Annotated in this window: 15 protein-coding genes; 8 read left to right on the top strand and 7 right to left on the bottom strand. The window is 38.9% G+C overall.

The window, feature by feature from the left end; translation table 11 throughout:
• The 3 genes from G4P69_RS17520 (at position 1) to G4P69_RS17510 (ending at position 2,374) form a co-directional block, all read left to right on the top strand.
• The gene (locus G4P69_RS17520) at positions 1-666 is read left to right on the top strand and encodes a hypothetical protein (RefSeq protein ID WP_208342777.1); all 666 of its coding nucleotides are present in this window, start codon (positions 1-3) and stop codon (positions 664-666) included.
• A gap of 331 nt (positions 667-997) precedes the next feature.
• Positions 998-1,831: a sulfite exporter TauE/SafE family protein gene (locus tag G4P69_RS17515; protein ID WP_208342776.1), complete on the top strand. Its 834-nt coding sequence runs from the start codon at positions 998-1,000 to the stop codon at positions 1,829-1,831.
• 3 nt (positions 1,832-1,834) lie between these two features.
• Positions 1,835-2,374, top strand: coding sequence for a DUF1634 domain-containing protein (locus G4P69_RS17510; RefSeq protein WP_208342775.1), 540 nt, complete (start codon positions 1,835-1,837; stop codon positions 2,372-2,374).
• 98 nt (positions 2,375-2,472) lie between these two features.
• Here the strand turns inward: G4P69_RS17510 and G4P69_RS17505 are convergent, their stop codons facing one another.
• On the bottom strand, positions 2,473-2,727 hold the full coding sequence (locus G4P69_RS17505) for a hypothetical protein (protein WP_208342774.1): 255 nt from the start codon (positions 2,725-2,727) through the stop codon (positions 2,473-2,475).
• Positions 2,728-2,781: 54 nt separating this feature from the next.
• Between G4P69_RS17505 and G4P69_RS17500 the strand changes: the two genes are divergently transcribed.
• Positions 2,782-3,540, top strand: a complete 759-nt coding sequence (locus G4P69_RS17500) for a phosphatase PAP2 family protein (RefSeq protein WP_208342773.1) — start codon at positions 2,782-2,784, stop codon at positions 3,538-3,540.
• A gap of 202 nt (positions 3,541-3,742) precedes the next feature.
• On the opposite strand, the gene G4P69_RS17495 is transcribed toward G4P69_RS17500, so the two are convergent.
• The 3 genes from G4P69_RS17495 to G4P69_RS17485 form a co-directional block, all read right to left on the bottom strand.
• Positions 3,743-4,546 carry a prohibitin family protein gene (locus tag G4P69_RS17495; RefSeq protein ID WP_208342772.1) on the bottom strand — a complete coding sequence of 268 codons (804 nt, stop codon included), beginning with the start codon at positions 4,544-4,546 and terminating at the stop codon, positions 3,743-3,745.
• A 272-nt stretch (positions 4,547-4,818) separates the two neighbouring features.
• On the bottom strand, positions 4,819-5,310 hold the full coding sequence (cpcA, locus tag G4P69_RS17490; protein ID WP_208342770.1) for a phycocyanin subunit alpha: 492 nt from the start codon (positions 5,308-5,310) through the stop codon (positions 4,819-4,821).
• Between the two features lie 98 nt (positions 5,311-5,408).
• Complete coding sequence (locus G4P69_RS17485; protein WP_243902459.1) at positions 5,409-5,930, bottom strand: phycocyanin subunit beta; 522 nt, start codon at positions 5,928-5,930, stop codon at positions 5,409-5,411.
• A gap of 462 nt (positions 5,931-6,392) precedes the next feature.
• Between G4P69_RS17485 and G4P69_RS17480 the strand changes: the two genes are divergently transcribed.
• Positions 6,393-7,493, top strand: coding sequence for an acyl-CoA dehydrogenase family protein (locus tag G4P69_RS17480; RefSeq protein WP_208342768.1), 1,101 nt, complete (start codon positions 6,393-6,395; stop codon positions 7,491-7,493).
• A 148-nt stretch (positions 7,494-7,641) separates the two neighbouring features.
• Positions 7,642-8,796, top strand: coding sequence for a hypothetical protein (locus G4P69_RS17475; protein ID WP_208342767.1), 1,155 nt, complete (start codon positions 7,642-7,644; stop codon positions 8,794-8,796).
• 84 nt (positions 8,797-8,880) lie between these two features.
• Here the strand turns inward: G4P69_RS17475 and G4P69_RS17470 are convergent, their stop codons facing one another.
• Positions 8,881-11,550, bottom strand: a complete 2,670-nt coding sequence (locus G4P69_RS17470) for a hybrid sensor histidine kinase/response regulator (RefSeq protein ID WP_208342766.1) — start codon at positions 11,548-11,550, stop codon at positions 8,881-8,883.
• Between the two features lie 107 nt (positions 11,551-11,657).
• Positions 11,658-13,076 carry a hybrid sensor histidine kinase/response regulator gene (locus G4P69_RS17465; protein ID WP_390692429.1) on the bottom strand — a complete coding sequence of 473 codons (1,419 nt, stop codon included), beginning with the start codon at positions 13,074-13,076 and terminating at the stop codon, positions 11,658-11,660.
• A gap of 1,520 nt (positions 13,077-14,596) precedes the next feature.
• On the opposite strand from G4P69_RS17465, the gene G4P69_RS17460 reads away from it, so the two are divergent.
• Together G4P69_RS17460 and G4P69_RS17455 are read left to right on the top strand one after the other, a co-directional pair.
• Positions 14,597-18,892, top strand: coding sequence for an amino acid adenylation domain-containing protein (locus G4P69_RS17460; RefSeq protein WP_208342764.1), 4,296 nt, complete (start codon positions 14,597-14,599; stop codon positions 18,890-18,892).
• 145 nt (positions 18,893-19,037) lie between these two features.
• Positions 19,038-20,750 (top strand): iron uptake porin, encoded by a 1,713-nt coding sequence (locus G4P69_RS17455; protein WP_208342760.1) that lies wholly within the window; start codon positions 19,038-19,040, stop codon positions 20,748-20,750.
• Between the two features lie 308 nt (positions 20,751-21,058).
• Here the strand turns inward: G4P69_RS17455 and G4P69_RS17450 are convergent.
• A partial coding sequence (locus G4P69_RS17450; protein WP_208342993.1) for a transposase occupies positions 21,059-21,182 on the bottom strand: 124 nt, incomplete at its 5' end.

Below are 21,182 nucleotides of genomic sequence, written 5' to 3'. Positions count from 1 at the left end.
ATGAAATTACTCAACTACCTTTTAGTTATCTTAATCATCGCTTTGAACTTTCTTTTTGCTAGACCATCATTAGCTGATGCACCAAAAATCACAAAAAGTCCTTATTATATAGAGGTTACAAAATCCCTTAAGGCTCTGCAAAACCAACTATCAGCAGCAGAATCTGGAAAAACCCTGACAGAATCTATCCCAGTCCAAGACATCCAAAAAAAAATAGATGAGTTGTCCTTTCAGAAGTATGCTTTAGAAAGAGGATTTAACTGGGGTCAGTGTCGTAATGAAACAGGAAAGACAATTGCTATCTACGGTCCCAAACCAGAAAAACCCAAATCTGAGTTTGATAACGCACTTTATTTTCTCAGTTCTGGTGAGACGACACCAAGAGGATGGGATTGTCAAGGTATTTACCTGGCTAAGGACAGCAAAATTGCTGGCTTAAGTACAAATGCTGAAGACATAACTGGTGCAGCAGCGATCAAAATTCCAAAAGGAACCCAATTGATAGCCAAAAGTAACTCTGAAACGGGTACATTAGAGTTAAATATAACTCCTAAGAAAGTTTTCAAAGCTGGTGATATTAACTGGTATATCCCTAATGTCTCAGAAACAAATATTGCTGCAAGAATTCCTGATGTTCTTGTGAATAGCGAGGAAGAAGCTGATTAGGATTTACAAAATGTAGAGACGTTAATAAAAAGGAGTCAGGAGACAGAATTCAGGAGTCAGAATGCACTAAGCTGGTGTGCAGCTAGATTGTATAATACAAAAACGTAAAGTTATTGTAGTGCGGGCATCTTGTTCGCGTCCCATATACAAATTAAATGCGCAACAGCTTACCCATAAAGGGACGATCTTTTAAGAAAAGTTTCAACTCCTGTCTCAGTAACGAGCAGACGAGGTTTTAAACCAGTATTTATTCTGACTGCTGACTCCTGACTCCTGAATTCTATTTGATATAACGTCTCTACAAACAGAATCTTCTTAAGAGGTTGGAAGTGTGAACATTCTGGAATTTTCATTACTAGTGTGGGTTGGTTCATTTACTGCTGGTTTAATCGGTGCATTAACAGGTTTAGGTGGTGGAGTTATTATTGTTCCTCTGTTAACTTCAGTATTTTGTGTTGATATTCGCTACGCGGTTGGGGCTTCTTTGGTATCAGTAATTGCTACTTCTCTAGGAGCAGCATCTACATATATAAAACAGGGTTATACTAATTTAAAATTGGGAATGTTTCTAGAAGTGGCTACAACCGTAGGAGCGGTTATTGGAGCTTTAATTGCAACAAGAATTTCTGTACAATCACTCACAATTGTGCTAGCAATTATCTTGCTGTATTCTGCATATCTTTCCCAAAGACCTAAACGCGAAGAACCAGAAAATGAATCTCAAGATATTTGTGCAAATTATTTACAATTAAATAGTGTTTATCCTACTGCCGATGGATTAATTCCTTATCAAGTTCATGCTGTTCCCGGTGGATTTATTGTGATGTTTATTGCTGGGATAGTTTCAGGCTTACTGGGGATTGGTTCAGGCGCATTTAAAGTGTTGGCAATGGATAACGTCATGCGTATCCCGTTTAAGGTGTCTACAACTACTAGCAATTTTATGATTGGGGTGACAGCAGCAGCATCAGCAGGAGTCTATTTAACAAGAGGGTACATAGATCCCGGTTTATCAATGCCTGTAATGTTAGGTGTATTACCTGGTGCTTTTTTAGGGGCAAAAATTCTTGTTGGTGCAAACACTCAAGTTTTAAGAATTATCTTTAGTTTTGTATTAGTTGCAATGGCTCTGAAGATGGTCTACAACAGTTTTATAGGGGTGTAATTAATGGCTAACTTTGATTTGTTCTGGCGTCCTGTGTCTTCAACAAGTTCTAAAGATGAAGTTGATCTTTTAGTTTTACACCCAGAGGAAGTAGATACCGAAGTAGAAGCATTAAGAAAAACAGTAAATAATGCGGAGTTTGTGTTTTATGATAATAAAAATTTTACTAAAACGCAAGACCAAGAGCAGCTAGAAAATTTACTGAGTAATTTACTCAAGCTTGGGGTTCTACTGGCTAGTGCTGTAGTTTTATTCGGAGGTATAATATACTTAGTTCATCAATGGGATCAACCAGTCACTTATAGGTTTTTTAGAGGAGAACCATCACAATTTTGTTCTCCGATTGCTGTAGTGAAAGCCGTTTTAGCGGGCAGTGATAGAGCTATTATTCAATTAGGATTATTGCTACTTGTGGCAACTCCTATTTTGCGGGTCATAATTTCTCTGTTGGCTTTCCTGTGGGTACGAAATTTTATTTATGTTATGATTACCTTATTAGTATTAAGTTGCTTAAGCTATAGTCTTGTAGGAGCTTACATTTAATTGTACATGGATGGAATTGACTAAATATCCTTGTATTTAAACTCGGCATGAGCAAAATGATTCGTTATTTATATCACATTTTTCTCATGCCTAAATCATCAATCATTCAATTGTATTTGTTTCAGAAAATTTGTCAAATCTGGTATTAGGTTTTGTATGAAATTTACTAAAATGTCAAAATTCGGAAGTGCAATCGCTCCTTGAGTTAAAGCAAAATATAAACTCACAACCCCAATAACTAAAGCTAATAATCTACCAAAACATCCTGGATTTATTTCTAAAAAGAACAATTTTGATTGTCCGATTACCGAAATGGTTAAGAATACCATTCCTAACAAAAATAAGTTATTCATAACTCAACATTCCGAATTCATATCGAATTTTTATTACTCTAATTATAGCTAATCATGAATATCGACAACCACAATTTGCCTGAACTAAAAGCTCACTCAGAAACTATAGAAAATAAAATAGAGGCTGGAACTAAATTTACTGGTAAGTTATGGGTTCAAAAATGGAGTTCTTTATTATTACTTTTTCTAGGGGTTTATTTACCTTTACAAATATTTGAACTTCTCGCTGCCAAAATTTGGCAGAATGAAGCTGGTTTTCCTTGGGATATACCAATATTACTTGCAATACATCAAACAGCACAGCCTTACCTGGATGTATTAGCAGTTATCTTAGCTAAGATAGGTTCACCAAAAACGCTCACCCCAATTTTGCTCTTAATTGCTTTAACGTTATTTTTCCAAAAGAGATGGCGACTTGGTAGTTATTTTATCACCACAGGTCTTGGGAGTACCATTATTAACTTCGCAGCCAAGGAATTTATACATCGTGCGCGTCCCCATCTTTGGGAGTCAACATATCACAAAGTTGGTTTTGCATTTCCTAGCGGTCATGCAATGGCAAGTATGACATTTGCTGCACTTTTAGTTATTCTAGCTTGGGAAACGCGTTGGCGTTTAGTAGCTTTGGTTTTTGGGATTTTATTTGTACCAACTATTGCTTGGACACGATTATATTTAGGAGTTCATTTTCCCAGTGATATTTTAGCCGGATGGTTGGTGTCTCTAGCTTGGGTAATAGGAGTTTATATTGTAATTAACCCACCTTCAAGTGCGCTTAATCTCGTCACTGATGAAAAGCAAGAGATACAATAAACCGTTGCGCATTTAATTTTTATATGGGACGCGGGCTGTCCGGCCCGCACTACAATAATTTTATGTTTTTGTCTTATACAATCTAGCTGAACACCACTTTAATATGCTAAGCAAGCAAGATGCGAGGGCTTTTCCCTATGCCCCATGCCCTATGCCCCATGCCCCATGCCCTATGCCCCATGCCCCATGCCCTATGCCCTATTCAATTCAAATACTTACTCACATCAAACTTTAGTTGTCCACCATTTAAGATTTGAGGTAATCGACCATCCCATTTTTCGACTGTTTGCTTTCGCAAAATATCCTCTGTCAAAGTTGCTTTAATTAACCTTTGAGCTTCTGCTTCTCCTCTTGCCAAATTCACCTTTGCTTCTGCTTCTTTTATGGCTTTTAAAGCAATAAATTCCGCTCTTTTGGCTTCTTGTTCTGCTATTTGCTTGGCTTCAACTGCATCACTAAAACGTTGAGAAAAATGAACGTGAACTAAGGAGATGTCATCAACTGCTACATGATAATTAACCAAACGCTTTGTTAATAATTCATCTACACCAGCTTTCACCTCTCCCCGGTTAGTAATAATTTCTTCCGCAGTGTATTTTGCCATTACTGCTTTCAATACTTCTTCAACTGCTGGATTAATAATCTTGTCTATAACTTGTATTTCGTTACCAATTTCTTGATAAAGTAAATTTACTTCTTTAGGAATAATGTGCCAGTTCAGTGCCACATCGGTATACACTTCTTGCAAATCCTTTGAAGATGCTTCTGCCGAAATTTGCTGCTTTTGGACACGTATGCTTAATTTTTGAACTTTGTTAAGTATAGGGATTACTAAATGTAATCCTTCTCCTAGTATTTTGTTTTGGACTTCGCCAAATTTCATTAAGACACCTCTTTCCCCAGCATCGACTACGACAAAAGGGAAAAATATTATAAATATTAGGGCTATACTTAAAAGAATTTTTATAAATAAATTGCGCTTTTTCTTGTCCGTTAGGATTGACATGACATAGTTGCAAATTTCCTGGTTATAAAGTCGTTAACCATCTTACTGCTTTTGATTGCAAAAAAACTACACAAACAAGAAAATTGCCTAGCAAGCCGAGTAGCCCACTAAATCTAGACTCCACAATATTTTAGCCAATGCTGACTGCTTAGCCAAAACATTGTGGAGTCAGAATCTGAGCAACTACTCTAAGACTTACTACGCAATAGATGCATTTGCAAGCAAAACTTCAGTCTTTAAAGCAGAGTCACTACAAACCTTTCAAAGAAACTCTAGCTCAAAGCATTAATTACATAGTCGATGTAAGAATTGGCTTCAACAGCAGGATCACCACTTAAGCCATGATTTGCCTTGACGTATTTGAGTGCTTCGATATACCAGCTAGGAGATAGCTCAAAAGATTTGTTGATTTCTGCCAAACCCGCAATTAGATAGTCGTCAATTGGACCAGTACCACCAGCGACTAATGCGTAGGTAATAATTCTCAAGTAGTAGCCTATATCACGGACGCATTTTGCTTTTCCTCGATTGTCATAGGCATGGTTGGGAGATTGTATTTGAGTGGTGTAGGAATACTTTTGGTAAACTGCATTTGCTGCACCTTCAGCAAGAGTTTGGGCTTTCTTTGACAAGACTTTAACTGCTTCTAGAGTAGCTGCTGCTTGACGAAAGCGTCCGAAAGCAACTTGCAATTCGGTGCTGCTCAAAAAACGACCTTGGGAGTCTGCACTTGCAACTGCTTCAGTTAAAGGTGTTTTTGACATGAGTTTCTGTTCTCCTTAATGTTGTTCTAGAAAGGTTTTGTTGAATTGAAGTTTGTCATTGGTCGTATGAGCGATCGCAATGACTCAATCAGAATTGATTAGCCAACAGCGGAAGCAGCCCGGTCGAAATAGGTTGCGACTTCTGCAATTAGCGCACTACAATCACCGCGAGTAATGCCATTGGGATCATTAGCGATCGCAATTGATGCTTCTTTGAGCTTTTGAATGCCCACAGCAACAGAAGCACCTGGAGTTCCGAGTGCTAGATAGGTTTCTCTTAAACCATTTAAAGCACGGTCATCCAATACGCTGGGATCGCCTGTGTAGATAGCATAAGTAACGTAGCGCAGGATAATTTCCAGATCTCGCAAGCAAGCAGCTGCACGACGATTGGTGTAGGCATTTCCTCCTGGAGCGATCAGTTGAGGCTGTTCTTCGAACAAAGAACGTGCTGCATTAGTAACAATTGTCGAAGCATTACTGGAAATGCGGTTGACAACATCAATGCGCTTATTTCCTTCTCTAACGAAGTTCAGCAAAGCATCCAACTGATTATCGCTGAGGTATTCTCCTCTGGTATCAGCTTGAGAGACTACCTTTGTAAATGCATCTAACACCATTGTTTGAATCTCCTTAATGTTAATGAGCTAAAGACAGCAATCAACCAGCATCGTAAACAAAAAGTACAGATTGCGTAACCCGTTACTGTTGCTTTTTGGCTATTTATCTAGTAAGATACGCTAAATTTAGCGGCTTGCCGTATTTATAAAAAGAAGTATCCCATAACAGAGGTACATAGACAACGTTTAATTGAGTTTTGTAATGTTAACTTTTATGTCTACTGTGCAGGCAAAGTTTTTTTTGCTTGACCTACTTGCTTTTCTAGGGAATCCATGGCAAAGTACATATCATAATGTACTAAAAATCTACCGAAAATATGTATTTTAAAGTGGAATGAGGAATGAGGTTAAAGTTCAAGGCAAAAGCGATAGTCAAAACCCCCCACCTTTGTTCTTTAATATTGATCGGCTTTCTGCCATTCGTTTGAGTGAAATCCTAAATGTATATTGAGGAGAGACGTAATGCTTAGCCAGCACGGGACTATAGAGTTATCCTTAGCGGAAAGGGCTGGATGGTTAAATGATGGGACACCTGGATCTAGCGTGGCAGAGTCTTTGGCTTTACTTGGAAAGGTAGGGCGGCTAACCTATGGTGTACCAGAGAGCTTGGGTGGGAGTGGTGGAAGACTACTAGGAGCAATCGAAGAAATTTCTAAGGTTTCAGAACAATGTTTGACCAGTGGGTTCGTCTTCTGGTGTCAGCGAACATTTATTGAGATCCTCTCGTCGAGTTCAAATAATTGGTTGCAGCATCAAATACTACCAAAAATACTTCAAGGCGATCGCTCCGGAACTGTGGCGTTTTCCAATCCAATGAAACATCTAGTAGGACTTGAACCACTGCAAGTTAAAGCATCCTTAGATAGACAGACAGTTGTTCTGGATGGAGTTGTGCCGTGGGTATCGAATCTACAACCTCATAATTTTGTGGTAGCGATCGCAGCGCAAGCAAGCACTGGAGAAAAACTTATTATTGCTGTTCCCTCAGAAGCCAAAGGATTGGAACGGGGAGAAGACTTACAATTGTTGGGATTGCAAGGGTCATTGACTAGTACCTTACATCTCAATCAGGTGCGTTTGTCTCGTAAGTGGATTATTAGTGAAGATGCTGATTCGTTCTTGTCGAAGATTCGTCCAGTATTTCTCATGTTGCAGTGCGGGTTGGGACTGGGGATAGCACGGCGATCAATTGAGGAAACTTTGCAGAGTATAGACGGTTCTAACGAAGACGTGTTAGCTAATCGGTTAAAGTATAATACCCTCACCCTAACTCAAATAGAGCCCCAAATTTGGAAATTGAGCAGCTTATCAAGTTTTAAAACCTCTGATTTACGAGAATTATTAGAACTAAGGTTAGGGCTTTTCAGACTAGCTTTAGATTCAGTGTGGTTGGAGTTAGAAGCAAAGGGCAATACCGCCTATTTAAAGCCGAGTGGAACAGCCCGACGATTGAGGGAAGTAGCTTTTCTCCCTATTCTCACACCAACCTTGCTGGAACTAGAACGAGAATTACAAGAGTCTGGCCGAGATGAATTTCCATCCTGTTCTGTAAAGTGTCTGTAAAGTACGTGCAAAAAACCGAACTCTTAACCGCTCTATAAACTGTCCTTCATCGACCATCCAGTAATCTAATTCTTTGACTCAGATCGCCTGAGCTAGGACTAATCGTCCAAAATCTGCTCACGGATCCGAAGAATGATTAAGGATATAGATGATGACAAACTCTAAGTACTCATTATTTCAACGCGTCACCTCCGTGAGTGGGCTGCGTAAGATATGTTTATTAGCCTTGACTGTACCGTTCTTGGCAAGTTCCGTAGCTAATGTGGCGACTGCCAGCAAGAATGAGTACGAGGGTGAAAACGATAGCTATGAGATCGGACTATGGGGCGATTTGCCGTACTCAGATCTTCAAGCGACGGTTGGAGTTCCGAACCTCATCGCTGATATGAATGCCCAAAACTTAGCCTTCACGGTTCACGACGGCGATATCAAGGCAGGCAACTCTACAGACGGCTCAACCACACCAACCACCTGTAGCAATGCAGTTTATTCTCAGGCGCTCAGCTACTTCAATAGCTTGAAGGCACCAGCAGCTTTTACCCCAGGCGACAACGATTGGACTGATTGCGATCGCCCATCAAACGGTGGCTTCAACTCACGTGAGCGTCTCGACTACGAGCGTCAAGTATTCTTCAGCACGAATTTTTCCCTTGGACAGCGTCGGCTAGTTCAGGAGGTGCAGACTGCACCGCTATGCTTGAGTGCAAAGAACACCTCTGTCCCCTGTGTTGAGAACCGTCGTTGGACGGTTGGTAAGGTGACTTATGCAACACTCAATGTCCAAGGTTCGTGCAATAACCTATGTGACACAGGACCTGATCCAGAGGAATATGCAGCGCGAAATGCAGCTAATATTGCATGGTTGAGAGAAACATTTCAAGTAGCAAAGGCACGTAATTCTGTAGCGGTTATGTTAATCACTCAAGGTGATCCAGGGTGGGATCTAAGCGACGGAACCAGAGCACCTTTGCGAGATCCGAAGACACTCGCTGAAACAGATGGACAACCTGATGGCTTTCAAAGCTTTTTATTAGCGTTGCGCGAAGAAGTAATTGCTTTCCGTAAACCAGTTGCTTATGTACACGGCGACTCGCACTACTACCGTGTTGACAAACCATTTCAAGATGCTCAAGGTAGACGTATCGAGAACTTTACTCGTGTTGAGACATTTGGTGATAATCAGGGGAACGGCAACAACGAAGTGCATTGGCTGAAGGTGACTGTAAAATCTCGTAGCCGAGAGGTCTTTTCATATCAACCACAGATTGTCCCTGACAATAGAACAGCAGTTCCATCACCTTAATATTGTAGGAGTAATACCAATTCTCTAGAAGACCGCGACAGATAGAGTTTGTAGGGGCATTAAGTGATGCTTAGGCGTTCGCCCTTACAAAGATTTGATATATTTTTGCATCAAATTTTGGATCTTTTCTATTTGAAAATTTTGAGCTAAATCTTGAATTTCTTGAATAAATGGTTTAAATTTAATATCCTCTTGTTCTAGTTTGCTCAACTCACTTTGAATAGATTTAATTCGGCCTTTTAACGCCAGTTCATACAACTGTTCTAGTACTTCCAATGGAGGAATAACTGTTTCTTTTGCCACTGGTAATGATGTTATAGTGTCTTCATAAACCCATTCCAATGCTAGATGAATCTGTAATTTTTCAAATAGCTCAGGTGCTTGTACAGGCTTAGGAAGAAAGTCATCGCCACCTGCATCTAAACTTTTCTGCTTGTCAGAGTCGAACACACTTGCTGATGAAACAATTATCTTTAAATGACTCCAATCTGAAGAATTTCGCAAACTTTGTATCATCTCTAATCCATTCATTCCAGGCATATTAATATCTGTTATAATCAAGTCAGGTATAGATTCAGCAATTTTTAATAATGCTTCCTGACCATCTTCTGCTTCCGCAATTTCAAAACCAAGAGGTTCCAATAAATTAACTAAAACAGAGCGATTTTCCCAACGATCATCCACTACTAAAATTTTTCGTTTTTCACCTTTAAAACTAACAATCTTTCCATGTTGAGAAATCTTAGATTTATCTACCCATTCTATTAATTCAGAAATTTTTATATCAAACCAAAAAATACTCCCTTTTTCTGGTTGACTTTTTACTTCTATAGTGCTGCCCATCATTTCAACGATTTTTTGACTGATAGCTAAACCTAATCCAGTACCCTCAGATTGTTTTTTAACGTTACCTACCTGCTCAAAGGGTAAAAATATTTTCTTTATTTGTTCACTAGTCATACCTACACCAGTATCCTCTATGATAAATCGTAGGTGGTAGGTAGATGGTTCACCCGAATAACTATTTTTAATCTCCAGGACTTTTACTATAAATTTGACACTACCTTTTTCAGTAAACTTGATAGCATTACCCAATAGATTAATTAGAACTTGGCGTAACCTTTTTTCGTCAACCTGAACACCTGTTGGCAGTAGTTCATCGGGTTGATAAACAAAAATGATACCCTTTTGCTCAGCTTTAATTCGACAAATTTCAGAGACTGCCTGGAGAAAAGAAGGAAAATGAAAACTTGTAGGATACAATTCCATTTTCTGGGCTTCGATTTTCGAGAGGTCAAGAATATCATTAATTAATGTCAGAAGATGAGAGGCACATTGATTAATAATATTAATACCTTTATGCTGTTTTTCGGACATATTTTTTGAGCTTTGTAGAATTTGGGCATAGCCTAAAATTCCATTCAGGGGTGTCCTTAATTCATGGCTCATGTTCGCAAGAAATTCACTCTTAGCTCGATTAGCACTATCAGCTAGTTCTTTCGCTTCTTTAAGTTCAATTGTGCGTTCTTCAACGCGCAGTTCTAAATCCTCGAATGACTCCTTTAATTGGGCTGCCATTTGATTAAAAGATTGTGATAAAATTTCTATTTCATCAGCATTTTGCGATTCAAAATTTTCAAATTTATAGTTATTATTAACTGCTGTAGCGTCTTGGCCTAAACGAAGTGCCCTTTGAGCATCAGCTTCTGCCAGCTTCTGGCACTCTTCAAGAATCGGTTGTAAACGCTTATTAAGTTGACGGATGAACAAGGTAACAACTAACGCTAGTACCATCCCAGCACCTAAAGCACCACCAACTGCAATAGATAATACAGGTACTACTACAACTGACTGAGGCACTACTGCTAGCATTAACCAGTTGGGACCTTTGACTCTTTGGAATACCCAGTATTTACCCTTTGCTTGAATAAAGCCATCATCATTGGTTTCAATCTGTTGCCATATATCCCTTAACTCTGGTATGTCCTTATATGTTGCCAATGACTTAGCTTTTTCTGGTGCTGGAGGATATGCTAACAAATTTCCATGTTCACTGATAATGACAAAGTAACCACCGCCTTTTGTCACAGGCACTTTTACTTTTTCGCCTATAGCTGTTACATTAATATCTAATCCCGTTACACCAATTAAATTGTTATTATCAGTAATTATAGGGCCTGTGTAAGTTGTTAAAGTCAGTCCATACCATTTATAAGGCTCATACCATATATCTTTTCTTGCTTTTACAACTGTCTGATAATAAGTTTGCTTCTCATAGTTATCTTCCTTAAAAAGTTCTGCATAACGGATATGACTATAAGGTGGTGGGAGAATTTCACCTATTTGACCAGGACTTTTTTGATCAATATAAAAGTATGGCCAATACCATTGAGTATCTGGCACAAGTTTGTAAGGTGTTTGACCAATACCAAGACCCGTTGTTAGAGGCGAACGCTCTTGAAATACATCAAAAACTAATTGTTTATAAGCTTGTGGATCTTTGATTCCTTGATGCTGCATAGTTTTAACTGCAGCAGATAGGTTGCGCATAGACTGTTCTACTCTAGCGAGTGACCCTTCAACTGACTTGACTTGTGTACTTAAGTTACCTTTAATTTCATTCTTAGCTCGACTTTCTAGCGCTTGATAGAAGAAGTAGGACATACTACCTAATCCTACCAAGGCACCACTTAATACATAAAAAAATAGCCTAGAACCAATAGAGTTATGTATGAGTTTTTTCTGAACTTCCATAGCTACTGCTCTGCGGAAACTACATGACGTTGCTTTTTTATATTGACTAAGTTTTTATAATTGGTTAACATAAGACAAGCCCAAGTTAAGTCTGTACTCTTAATTAGCTACCAATTAACAAAATTCTGTACTAAACTGGTGCAAGGAACCTGTAACGGCTGAATAGGAATTTCAATGACAAATTCCGTGCCTTTGCCTGGCTTGGAAACACATTGCAACGAGCCATGATGTAGTTCAGTTACAATTTGATGGCTGATAGACATCCCTAATCCTGTACCTTTACCTGCTGGTTTAGTTGTAAAGAAGGGATCGAAAACTCGCTTTTGAAAATTTTCTGGTATTCCTACACCATTGTCAGAAATTCTTATACTAATCTGATCTCTTAAGAGAACCTCTGTTTTAATCCGAATCATAGGTGAGTGGATACAATCGGGATGATTTTTTTCCATAGCTTCTGTTAAAGCATCAATGGCATTGCTGAGAATATTCATAAACACCTGATTCATTTTTCCGGCATAACACTCCACTTTAGGCAAGTCACCATATTCTTTGACAACCTGAATGGCTGGTTTGTTTGGTTTTGACTTTAAGTGACTACCAAAAAGCATAAGTGTACTTTCTATACCTTCATGAATATCGACGACTTTGAGTTCAGCTTCGTCAAGGCGGGAGAAGTTACGCAGAGACTGGACAATACTCTGAATTCGTGTAGTTCCAACTTTCATAGAACAGAGGATTTTAGGTAAGTCTTCGCTTAAATATTGCAGATCTATTTCTTTAGCTAAAGCTAAAATCTCTGGGCTAGGATGAGGAGATTGGTTTTGATAAAGCTTCAATAACTCCAGTAAGTTCTCAGCATAATCAATGACATATTCAAGATTTGCGTGTACAAAATTAACTGGATTGTTAATTTCGTGAGCTATACCTGCCACGAGCTGACCAAGTGTGTTTAACTTTTCTGTCTGTACAAGCTGAACCTGAGCCTTTTGCAGATTAGACAACGCTTCAGAAAGTGCTTGAGTTCGTTCTATAACCTTTTGCTCTAATTCCTGAGTTAACTGCTGTAAGGCTTTTTCTGCAGCACTACGCTCTGTGATTTCTTGTTGTAGAAGAATATTTTGCTTATTTAGTGTGACATTCAAATGTCGCAATTTAATATGGATTTGGATACGAGCTAAGACTTCTGCTTGCTGAAATGGCTTGGTAATATAATCTACGGCACCTAGAGAAAGACCTTTAACTTTATCTACCGTATCACTAAGAGCAGTCATAAGAATGACTGGAATGTCTTTTGTCAGTGGATTTTGCTGAAGCCGATAGCAAGTTTCAAATCCATCAATTCCTGGCATCATTACATCTAACAATATTAGGTCTGGTGGATCGTATTCAACTTGTTTAATAGCACTTTCTCCGCTAGTTGCAACTGCAACTTCAAAATTGGCGTCAGCCAGAGCTTCTGAAAGGACTTCTAGGTTTGTGGGCGTATCATCCACAATCAATATTAAATTTGTTTCTCGAGTTTGCACGAACTTTTCCCTGAAATTATTAAAATTTTTAGTCATCAATTAATATTGATATTTGTTTCTAAGTCAGTAGACACAATGAGACCAGATTATATTAATTTCTTTGAAGCCCCAGAAACTCTTTAAAAATGAACTTCTAAAAAATTAATATTTTTTAAATTTAATTGTGTTGTTAAGCACCCACGCAGTTCTCTTTTCATAAGAGTTCTCACAAAAATCATATCCTGATATACTTAAAGACTCTCTAATTTGTCTAAGTGATATTTTTCTATGTTTAACCAATATATTTTCTGACTGCTTCGATTGGCATCCGTGATATAACTACTTTCATTAGAAATCCGCAATCTCCGTATTTATGAGTATAAAATTAAGACTATCTTGAATAAATATATAAATTACTAACCTTAAAGATTTTGGGCTGTTTGGAGCCTAACTAACTTACATAAGACTTAGATAAAAAAAAGAATTCAAGTAATCTTCATGATTGCTTAACACAGCAGCACTAGAGCGTTTAAGATTGTTTAGGCTATTCTGGAAATAAGGAAGCTATGCGACCGCAGAAAGTAGAAGAGATAAGGATTTTCATTCGTAGTACTGAACTGAAATTTCATCGGCGACTAAACTCTAAATGTAAGCTGACTTTTCAGAGGATGTGGAAAATTTAAAGATTTAAGAGTCTTTGTAGTAATTTCATATTTTTTTGAGAAATTGGATTTTTATAATTGTGAAAATACGACAAAATCATAAAAGCACCTATAAAAAGCGTACATTAAAATATTTTCATTTTCATATAGTATATTTACTATTGCTATCAAGTAAAGCATACAAATAATATGTAAATAGATTTCTAAAAATGTTCAAAAAATTCTTTACTATCTGTTATGCTCAATTTTTAGTTAAACGTCAAAACTTGCCTTCAAAATTAAGGTGAAAACTTTAAAGCACTGCCAAATCCCTCAGATATAAGTAAATAATATTCATTTTTATTGCGGGGCAAGGGGTTTGAGCTATTTTGAAGGTGATTTAGTATAGCCTCTAATAAATAGCCCCAGAAAACAAAAGCGCATATTCCGTCTAATGAATTGTTTAACTGATACCTAATCAAAGAGGCTGTCCAAGCTCAAAAAGCTCTTACACGGCTATAGTGCTTTTATTTATTGAATCTCCACAGGGATGTTACTGATAGATAAGGCCTTATGTGATTTTAAACTTTTTCATTTTCCTTGAATCGTTTAGAAGCATAAACGGAACTCAGGAATGTGCATTAAATAAAGTTCAAAATTAGGGTTCCTTAACAGACCATAACGCACGATTCTACGTTATATCAGAATTGTAAATTGTTAAATTTGCGCTCCTAAGTTATTTGAGGCTCTAACCATATGAACCGTATATATCGCTCTTCGGTCACTCTGGAGTGAAACCTTAATTCTTTGTTACCTGAAATAAGGAAATTTTATTCTTTTTCCAAGACTGGTGCAAGAGCGATAGTTTTCCAACTCTACACTAGTTACATAGAAAAACCTATGCTCGGTGATATTAAAAACAGTTGTATTCACCAATTAGTCGAATTTCAGGTCTCACAAACCCCTGATGCTGTAGCAGCCATTTTTCAAAACCAACAATTAACATATCAAGATCTCAATCAGAAAGCTAATCAACTAGCACATCACCTGAGAAGCTTAGGGGTAACACCAGAAACTTTAGTTGGGGTTTGTGTTGAGCGATCGCTCTTAATGTTGATCGCAATGCTTGGCATACTGAAAGCTGGTGGAGCTTATATACCCCTTGATCCTACCTATCCCCAAGACCGTGTGGAATTCATGATCGAGGACTCACAAATGCCAATACTTGTGACTCAAAAGCATTTACTGAAGCGATTACCACAGTTGGGAAATGTAAAAATTGTGTGTATTGATACAGATTGGCAAGTCTTTACCCAATATGGCAAAGAAAATCTCGATAGTCAAGTAAGTGCTAATAATTTAGCGTATACCATATATACTTCAGGTTCTACAGGGAAACCCAAGGGCGTTCAGATTATTCATCGTGCGGTCGTAAATTTCCTGAATTCTATGCGCGAAGAACCAGGATTGATCCAAAGCGATGTATTATTAGCAGTTACCACAATTTCTTTTGATATTGCAGTCTTAGAAATCTTTTTACCCTTAATTGTAGGTGCTCGTATAATATTGGTTAGCCGTGAAGCTGTTGCTGATGGCAAACAATTATCACAAATTTTGGCTCAATCTGACGCTACAGTCATGCAAGCTACCCCAGCAACTTGGCGTCTCCTTCTGGAAACCGGATGGGAAGGCAATAAGCAGCTGAAGATGCTATGTGGTGGAGAAGCCCTAACCCCAAAACTTGCTAATCAACTGCTGGAAAAGGGTGGTTGTTTGTGGAATATGTATGGACCTACCGAGACCACTATTTGGTCAATGATTTCTAAAGTAGAACCTGGTAGCACCTTCGTACCCTTAGGTCACCCCATTGCTAACACACGAATCTATCTGCTAAAAGAGCCAGCACGCCGCAAAAATGATCCACTTAAACTCGTTCCTGTTGGTGTACCAGGAGAAGTCTACATTGGTGGTGATGGTGTTTCACGAGGTTACCTCAACCGTCCAGAACTAACTCGTGAAAACTTCATTCCTGATCTTTTTAGTGATGATCCACAAGATCGCTTATATAAAACTGGGGATTTAGCTCGTTATCTACCAGATGGCAATATTGAGTTCATTGGTCGAATTGATTATCAAGTTAAGATCCGTGGCTTTCGAATTGAATTAGGAGATATTGAGGCAGCTCTAAGTCAGTATCCATATATAAAAGAAGCAGTAGTCATTGCTAGAGAGGATCAACCCGGAAATAAACGATTGGTTGCTTATGTTGTTCCTAAAACTGACTCAGATGAGTTGCACTCATTAAGACCAATTGATCGTTCTCGTTTTTTTTCTGAGCAACTTCAGGAATGGAAGAAGGTTTGGAATGCTAACTACTGTAATTCACCAGACGATTGGGCAGGCTGGAATGATAGTTTTACTGGTCTACCCATACCAGCCGAGGAAGTGAGTGAATGGGTAGATAGCACGGTTGATCGTATTCTATCTTTACATCCTCAACGAGTTTTAGAGATCGGATGTGGAAAAGGATTACTTCTGTTTCCGATTGCTCCACACTGTAGTTCTTATGTAGGAACAGATATTTCATCAGAAGCTATTCTCCATATTGACCAGCAATTAAGACACCGCCAAGACCAGTGGTCGCATGTAACAGTCTCTGAGAAATCTGCTCATGAACTTGAAGGATTAGAACCTGGTAGCTTTGATACGGTGATCATCAATTCAGTGATTCAGTACTTTCCAAGTGTGAATTATTTATTCCAGGTTATAGAAAAGAGTACCAAGTTGGTCAAACCAGGGGGGCAGATTTTTATTGGAGATGTTCGCAGTTTACCTTTATTAGAAACTTTCCATACAGTAGTTCAACTCAATCAGGCTATTGATTCTCTTTCCAGCGAGCAACTCCAACACCAAATTAGAGAACGAATGTTGGGTGACAAAGAACTTGTGATCGATCCACAATTCTTTTATGCTTTGAAACATTATATTCCCCGCATCACTCATGTTCAAACCTTACTAAAGCGAGGTCACTCTCAAAACGAATTAATTAAGTTCCGCTTTGATGTCATTCTTTATGTAGACACGAATGTCTGTACAGATAAAGAGCATCTATGCTGGGATTGGAAACAACAAGATCTAACATTAGCAAAAATTTGCCAATTCCTTCAACAGAAACAACCAAAAAATCTCAAAATTATCAATGTGCCTGATGCTCGTGTTGCTGCCGATCTAAAGGCAGTGGAATTATTAGCCAATGCTAACAGACTAGAAACAGTAGGAGAATTACGAGAATCGTTGAGACAAATTACTGAACAAACTGGAGTACATCCTGAAAAATTTTGGAATATCAGCCAAGATCTACCTTATAGTGCCGATGTTACTTGCTCTGAGTATAGTAATCTTGGTACCTACGATGTGCTACTGCAAAGCCAGTCAGAAACAACAGACCGAAGAAATATTTTTGTCATCCCAGAGCAACCAGTAGAATTGAAGTCTTGGAATAACTATGCTAATAATCCTCTCCAAATAAATGAGAAAATTAATTTAGTCCCCCATATACGAGCCTTTCTCAAGAAAAATCTGCCCGACTATATGCTTCCTTCAGCATTTGTAGTCATGAAGACTCTACCTCTGACACCAAACGGGAAAATTGATCGGCGATCGCTTCCCAAGCCCAGAAAAGATCGAGCAATGTTAACAGAACCCTACATTGCACCCACTACTTTGCTAGAAAAGCACCTTGCTGAAATTTGGTCTGAAGTTTTAGATATTGAACCGATTGGGATCCACGATAACTTCTTCGATCTGGGAGGTCATTCTCTACTGATAGTTCAGTTGTTGTCTCAGATAGAAAGAGCAATGCAGGTAGAGTTACCTCTGTCCTATATTGTCAAGGAGCCGACAATAGCTGGATTCATCAAAGCCATTGATCTATTTAAATCCTCAGGTTATGCCTGTTTCATAAAAGAACAAACTCAGATAGACTGGCACAGTGAAGTTATATTAGATCCAACAATTCATTGTGAGGAGAAGTTTGTAGAACCTGTAACTGAGCTAGATTCTATCCTTTTAACAGGAGTGACAGGTTTCTTAGGAGCCTTTCTCCTAAACGAGCTGGTGCAGCAAACACCAGCAGATATTTACTGCCTTGTTCGTGCTTCTAGTGTTGAAGAAGCTAAGCAAAAAATTCAAATGAATCTAGAACGTTACATGCTTTGGAGTAGCGAGTTGAGTTCTAGAATCGTTCCCATTTTAGGAGATTTATCAAAGCCGTTATTAGGATTAACTCACGAAGATTTCACAGAGCTAGCTAGTAAGCTGGATGTGATTTATCATGTAGGCGCATTCGTGAACCTCCTTTATCCTTACAGTACATTAAAAGTTACCAATGTCTTGGGAACCCAAGAAATTTTGAGATTAGCTTCTCATCACACAATCACCCCTGTTCACTTTATCTCAACAATTGATGTACTGAAGCCTCTTATCTTTCATGGGAGGAAAATGATCCGAGAAGATGAGCGCTTGGCATATCCTGAAGAGTTAACCAGAGGTTACACCCAAAGTAAATGGGTTGCCGAACAGTTACTAATGGCAGCCCAATATCGGGGAATTCCTATTTCCATCTACAGACCAGGAATGATCTCAGGTGACAGTAAAACAGGCGCTTATCACACAAACGACCTGATGGCAAGAATAATCAAAGGTATCATTCAACTTGGCTGTGCTCCCGATCTGGATGCATGGGTGAATATAACTCCTATAGACTATGCCAGTAAAGCAATAGTACATCTATCTAAACAACGAGAATCTCTAGGAAAAGCTTTCCATATCGCCAATCCTCATCCATTACCCTGGAAACAGCTTATAAACGAAATTCGCAATTTGGGTTACTCAATTCAAGTACTACCACACGAAACATGGAAAGCAGAGCTACTCAAGTTAGAAAGATCCGAGGAAAATGTTTTGATCCCAATTAGATCGCTTTTTACTGAGAAGAATTCTCGAACCCAGATGACCTATTTGGAAACATTCCTGCTAACCTCTCAAGCTTTTGACTGTCAAAATACTCTCAAAGGGCTTGAAGAAACTTCTATTGTCTGCCCACATATTGATAGTAAACTTCTCAGTACTTACTTTTCTCATTTTGTACAGAGCGGTTTTTTGAAAGCTGCTACAGTCAAGGGCGCACTCAATTGATCTGGAATCCTCACATGGTAAGGCTTATAAAAAACTTTTTGGTTTACTGATGATTAACAGGATTTTTTGGGAATCCTATTAGTTGGCAATACATGATCGATCACTCGGAAGCCTGAAAGATTTTTTATCTGTGAGGAATAATCTAGTGGGTTTAAAATTGTTTTTAATCGGTTCAGTAGCGTTGGGGATAGTAATGGGAATCCCTGATGTGGTGGGAGCATTACCTAGCAACGCAGTTCTTAACGAGAATAATGCTGAAGATGCTAATGCTTTGCCATTAGCTCAAGTTACATCAGTTTCTCAACTTTCAGATGTTACACCAAGAGATTGGGCGTTTCAATCACTGCAATCTCTAGTTGAGCGATATGGGTGTATTGCTGGTTCCCCTAAGCAAACCTACCGAGGAGATCGCGCCCTAACTCGCTACGAATTTGCGGCGGCACTCAACAATTGTTTAGATAAAATTCAAGAGCTAGTTGCAAATACCACCAGTGACTTTGCCAGAAAAGAAGACTTAGAAGTTTTGAAGCGACTGCAAACAGAATTTGCTACTGAACTAGCTAGTCTACGGGGCAGGGTGGATAATTTACAATACCACACAGATAAACTAGAAGCACAGCAATTTTCTACTACTACCAAGTTGACAGGTGAAGTAATCTTTGCCTTGACCGGTATTTTAGCTGGGGATGATGGTGTTACCCGTGTCAATAGTGCAACAACAGATACTACTCCTCGCCAAAATGCTGTTTTTGCTAATCGGGTGCGTTTAAACCTTAATACTAGCTTTTCTGGTCGGGATTCACTCAAACTACGATTGCAAACAGGTAATTTTAATCTTCCTGGCTTTGCCATTGCTTCTGATGGTGTTTTTCAAACCCTTGAAGGCAGCCAAACTTTTAACGTGATTAGTAATCGTCCCAATAATAGAGCTTGTTGTGTTAACCCTAATCCTACCTTTAGCTCTACCAATAACAACTCCGTGGTTTTGGACTCGCTTTTGTATAGCTTTCCCATTGGGAGAAGCACTAAAGTAGTAGTTGCAGCTAATGGTGGAGAACACGCAGATTACACTCCTACACTGAATCCTTACTTTGAAGACTTTGATGGTGGTAGTGGTGCTTTGTCTACCTTTGCCCAACGCAGCCCAATTTATCGCATGGGTAGTGAGTTTGGTTCGGGAGTTGGTATTACAACCAAATTAAATCGACTTTTTTCGATATCACTAGGATATTTGGCAAATGGTACAGGAAATTATCCATTTGATAAAGCAGGACTATTTGACGGTAGTTTCTCTGTACTAGGTCAATTAACGATTACTCCTAGCGATCGCTTCTCGTTGGGTTTAACTTATAACTATACTTATCTGACCCAATATATTAATACTAATTTTGCTGGAATCACTGGTACAAAAATTTCAAGTGCTAATACTTTTGTACCGGAAAATACTTACAATAATTCTTTCGGCTTAGCCGCGTCTTATCAGGTTAGCCCTAGCTTAAGAATTAATGGCTGGGTGACAACTACGAATGGTCGGGACTTTAGCATTCCGAAAGGATCTTCTGACTACTACTATACATGGTCTTATGCACTAGGTTTAGCGTTTCCAGATCTAGGGAAAAAAGGTAATCTTGGCGGGTTACTGGTTGGTATAGAACCTTACCTCACAGGATTTTATCTAAATGGTAATCGGGTTGCTTTCCCTCGTTCGCTACCATTTCATATCGAAGGCTTTTATAAACATCAGTTAACTGATAATATTTCTCTGACCGCTGGGACGATTTGGTTAACATCGCCTAATCAGGAAAGCAATAATCCTGATACCGTCATCGGTACTTTAAGGACAACTTTTCTATTTTAATCTTCGGTGTTTTGTCGCGTAGTGCAACGCACCGTCATAAATTCAAGGTGCGTTACAGCTTGCTAAGCTTTTCCAGCTTGCCCCTTGTCCTACGTCAATTCACATTTCTTTATATACATTCAACTTCTGTCGCCGACTTACTTGTTGTCGGTTTGACGTTCCCCCTTTAACCAATTCGCGGAATTCCCCACCCGTCTTACGGTGGGGATGGATAGCGGCAAAAGAATGGGGTGACGCTCGTTCCGACGCTCGTCCCTCGCTAACGCTACGCTAGGCGCTACCGCTGCGAAGACCGATACCCCATTCTTTTACAACCTACCACCGGACTGATTTTGGATGTATTGCTTGACAGTTTCCAATGGTGCGCCACCACAAGAAACAATACATTTTGAATCGTGCCAGAGTTTAGCTTTTCCCCAGTAGTACTGATCG

The organism is Aetokthonos hydrillicola CCALA 1050, assembly GCF_017591665.1.
Taxonomy (GTDB): Bacteria; Cyanobacteriota; Cyanobacteriia; order Cyanobacteriales; family Nostocaceae; genus Aetokthonos; species Aetokthonos hydrillicola.
This window is presented reverse-complemented; position numbering and strand designations above follow the sequence as displayed.

Bases quoted from the DNA above. Each gene is read 5' to 3' on its own strand.
- G4P69_RS17470 (WP_208342766.1), bottom strand. From the start codon at position 11,550: ATGGAAGTTCAGAAAAAACTCATACATAACTCTATTGGTTCTAGGCTA.
- G4P69_RS17480 (WP_208342768.1), top strand. From the start codon at position 6,393: ATGCTTAGCCAGCACGGGACTATAGAGTTATCCTTAGCGGAAAGGGCT.
- G4P69_RS17495 (WP_208342772.1), bottom strand. From the start codon at position 4,546: ATGTCAATCCTAACGGACAAGAAAAAGCGCAATTTATTTATAAAAATT.
- G4P69_RS17510 (WP_208342775.1), top strand. From the start codon at position 1,835: ATGGCTAACTTTGATTTGTTCTGGCGTCCTGTGTCTTCAACAAGTTCT.
- G4P69_RS17485 (WP_243902459.1), bottom strand. From the start codon at position 5,930: ATGGTGTTAGATGCATTTACAAAGGTAGTCTCTCAAGCTGATACCAGA.
- G4P69_RS17505 (WP_208342774.1), bottom strand. From the start codon at position 2,727: ATGAATAACTTATTTTTGTTAGGAATGGTATTCTTAACCATTTCGGTA.
- cpcA (WP_208342770.1), bottom strand. From the start codon at position 5,310: ATGTCAAAAACACCTTTAACTGAAGCAGTTGCAAGTGCAGACTCCCAA.
- G4P69_RS17500 (WP_208342773.1), top strand. From the start codon at position 2,782: ATGAATATCGACAACCACAATTTGCCTGAACTAAAAGCTCACTCAGAA.
- G4P69_RS17475 (WP_208342767.1), top strand. From the start codon at position 7,642: ATGATGACAAACTCTAAGTACTCATTATTTCAACGCGTCACCTCCGTG.
- G4P69_RS17520 (WP_208342777.1), top strand. From the start codon at position 1: ATGAAATTACTCAACTACCTTTTAGTTATCTTAATCATCGCTTTGAAC.
- G4P69_RS17460 (WP_208342764.1), top strand. From the start codon at position 14,597: ATGCTCGGTGATATTAAAAACAGTTGTATTCACCAATTAGTCGAATTT.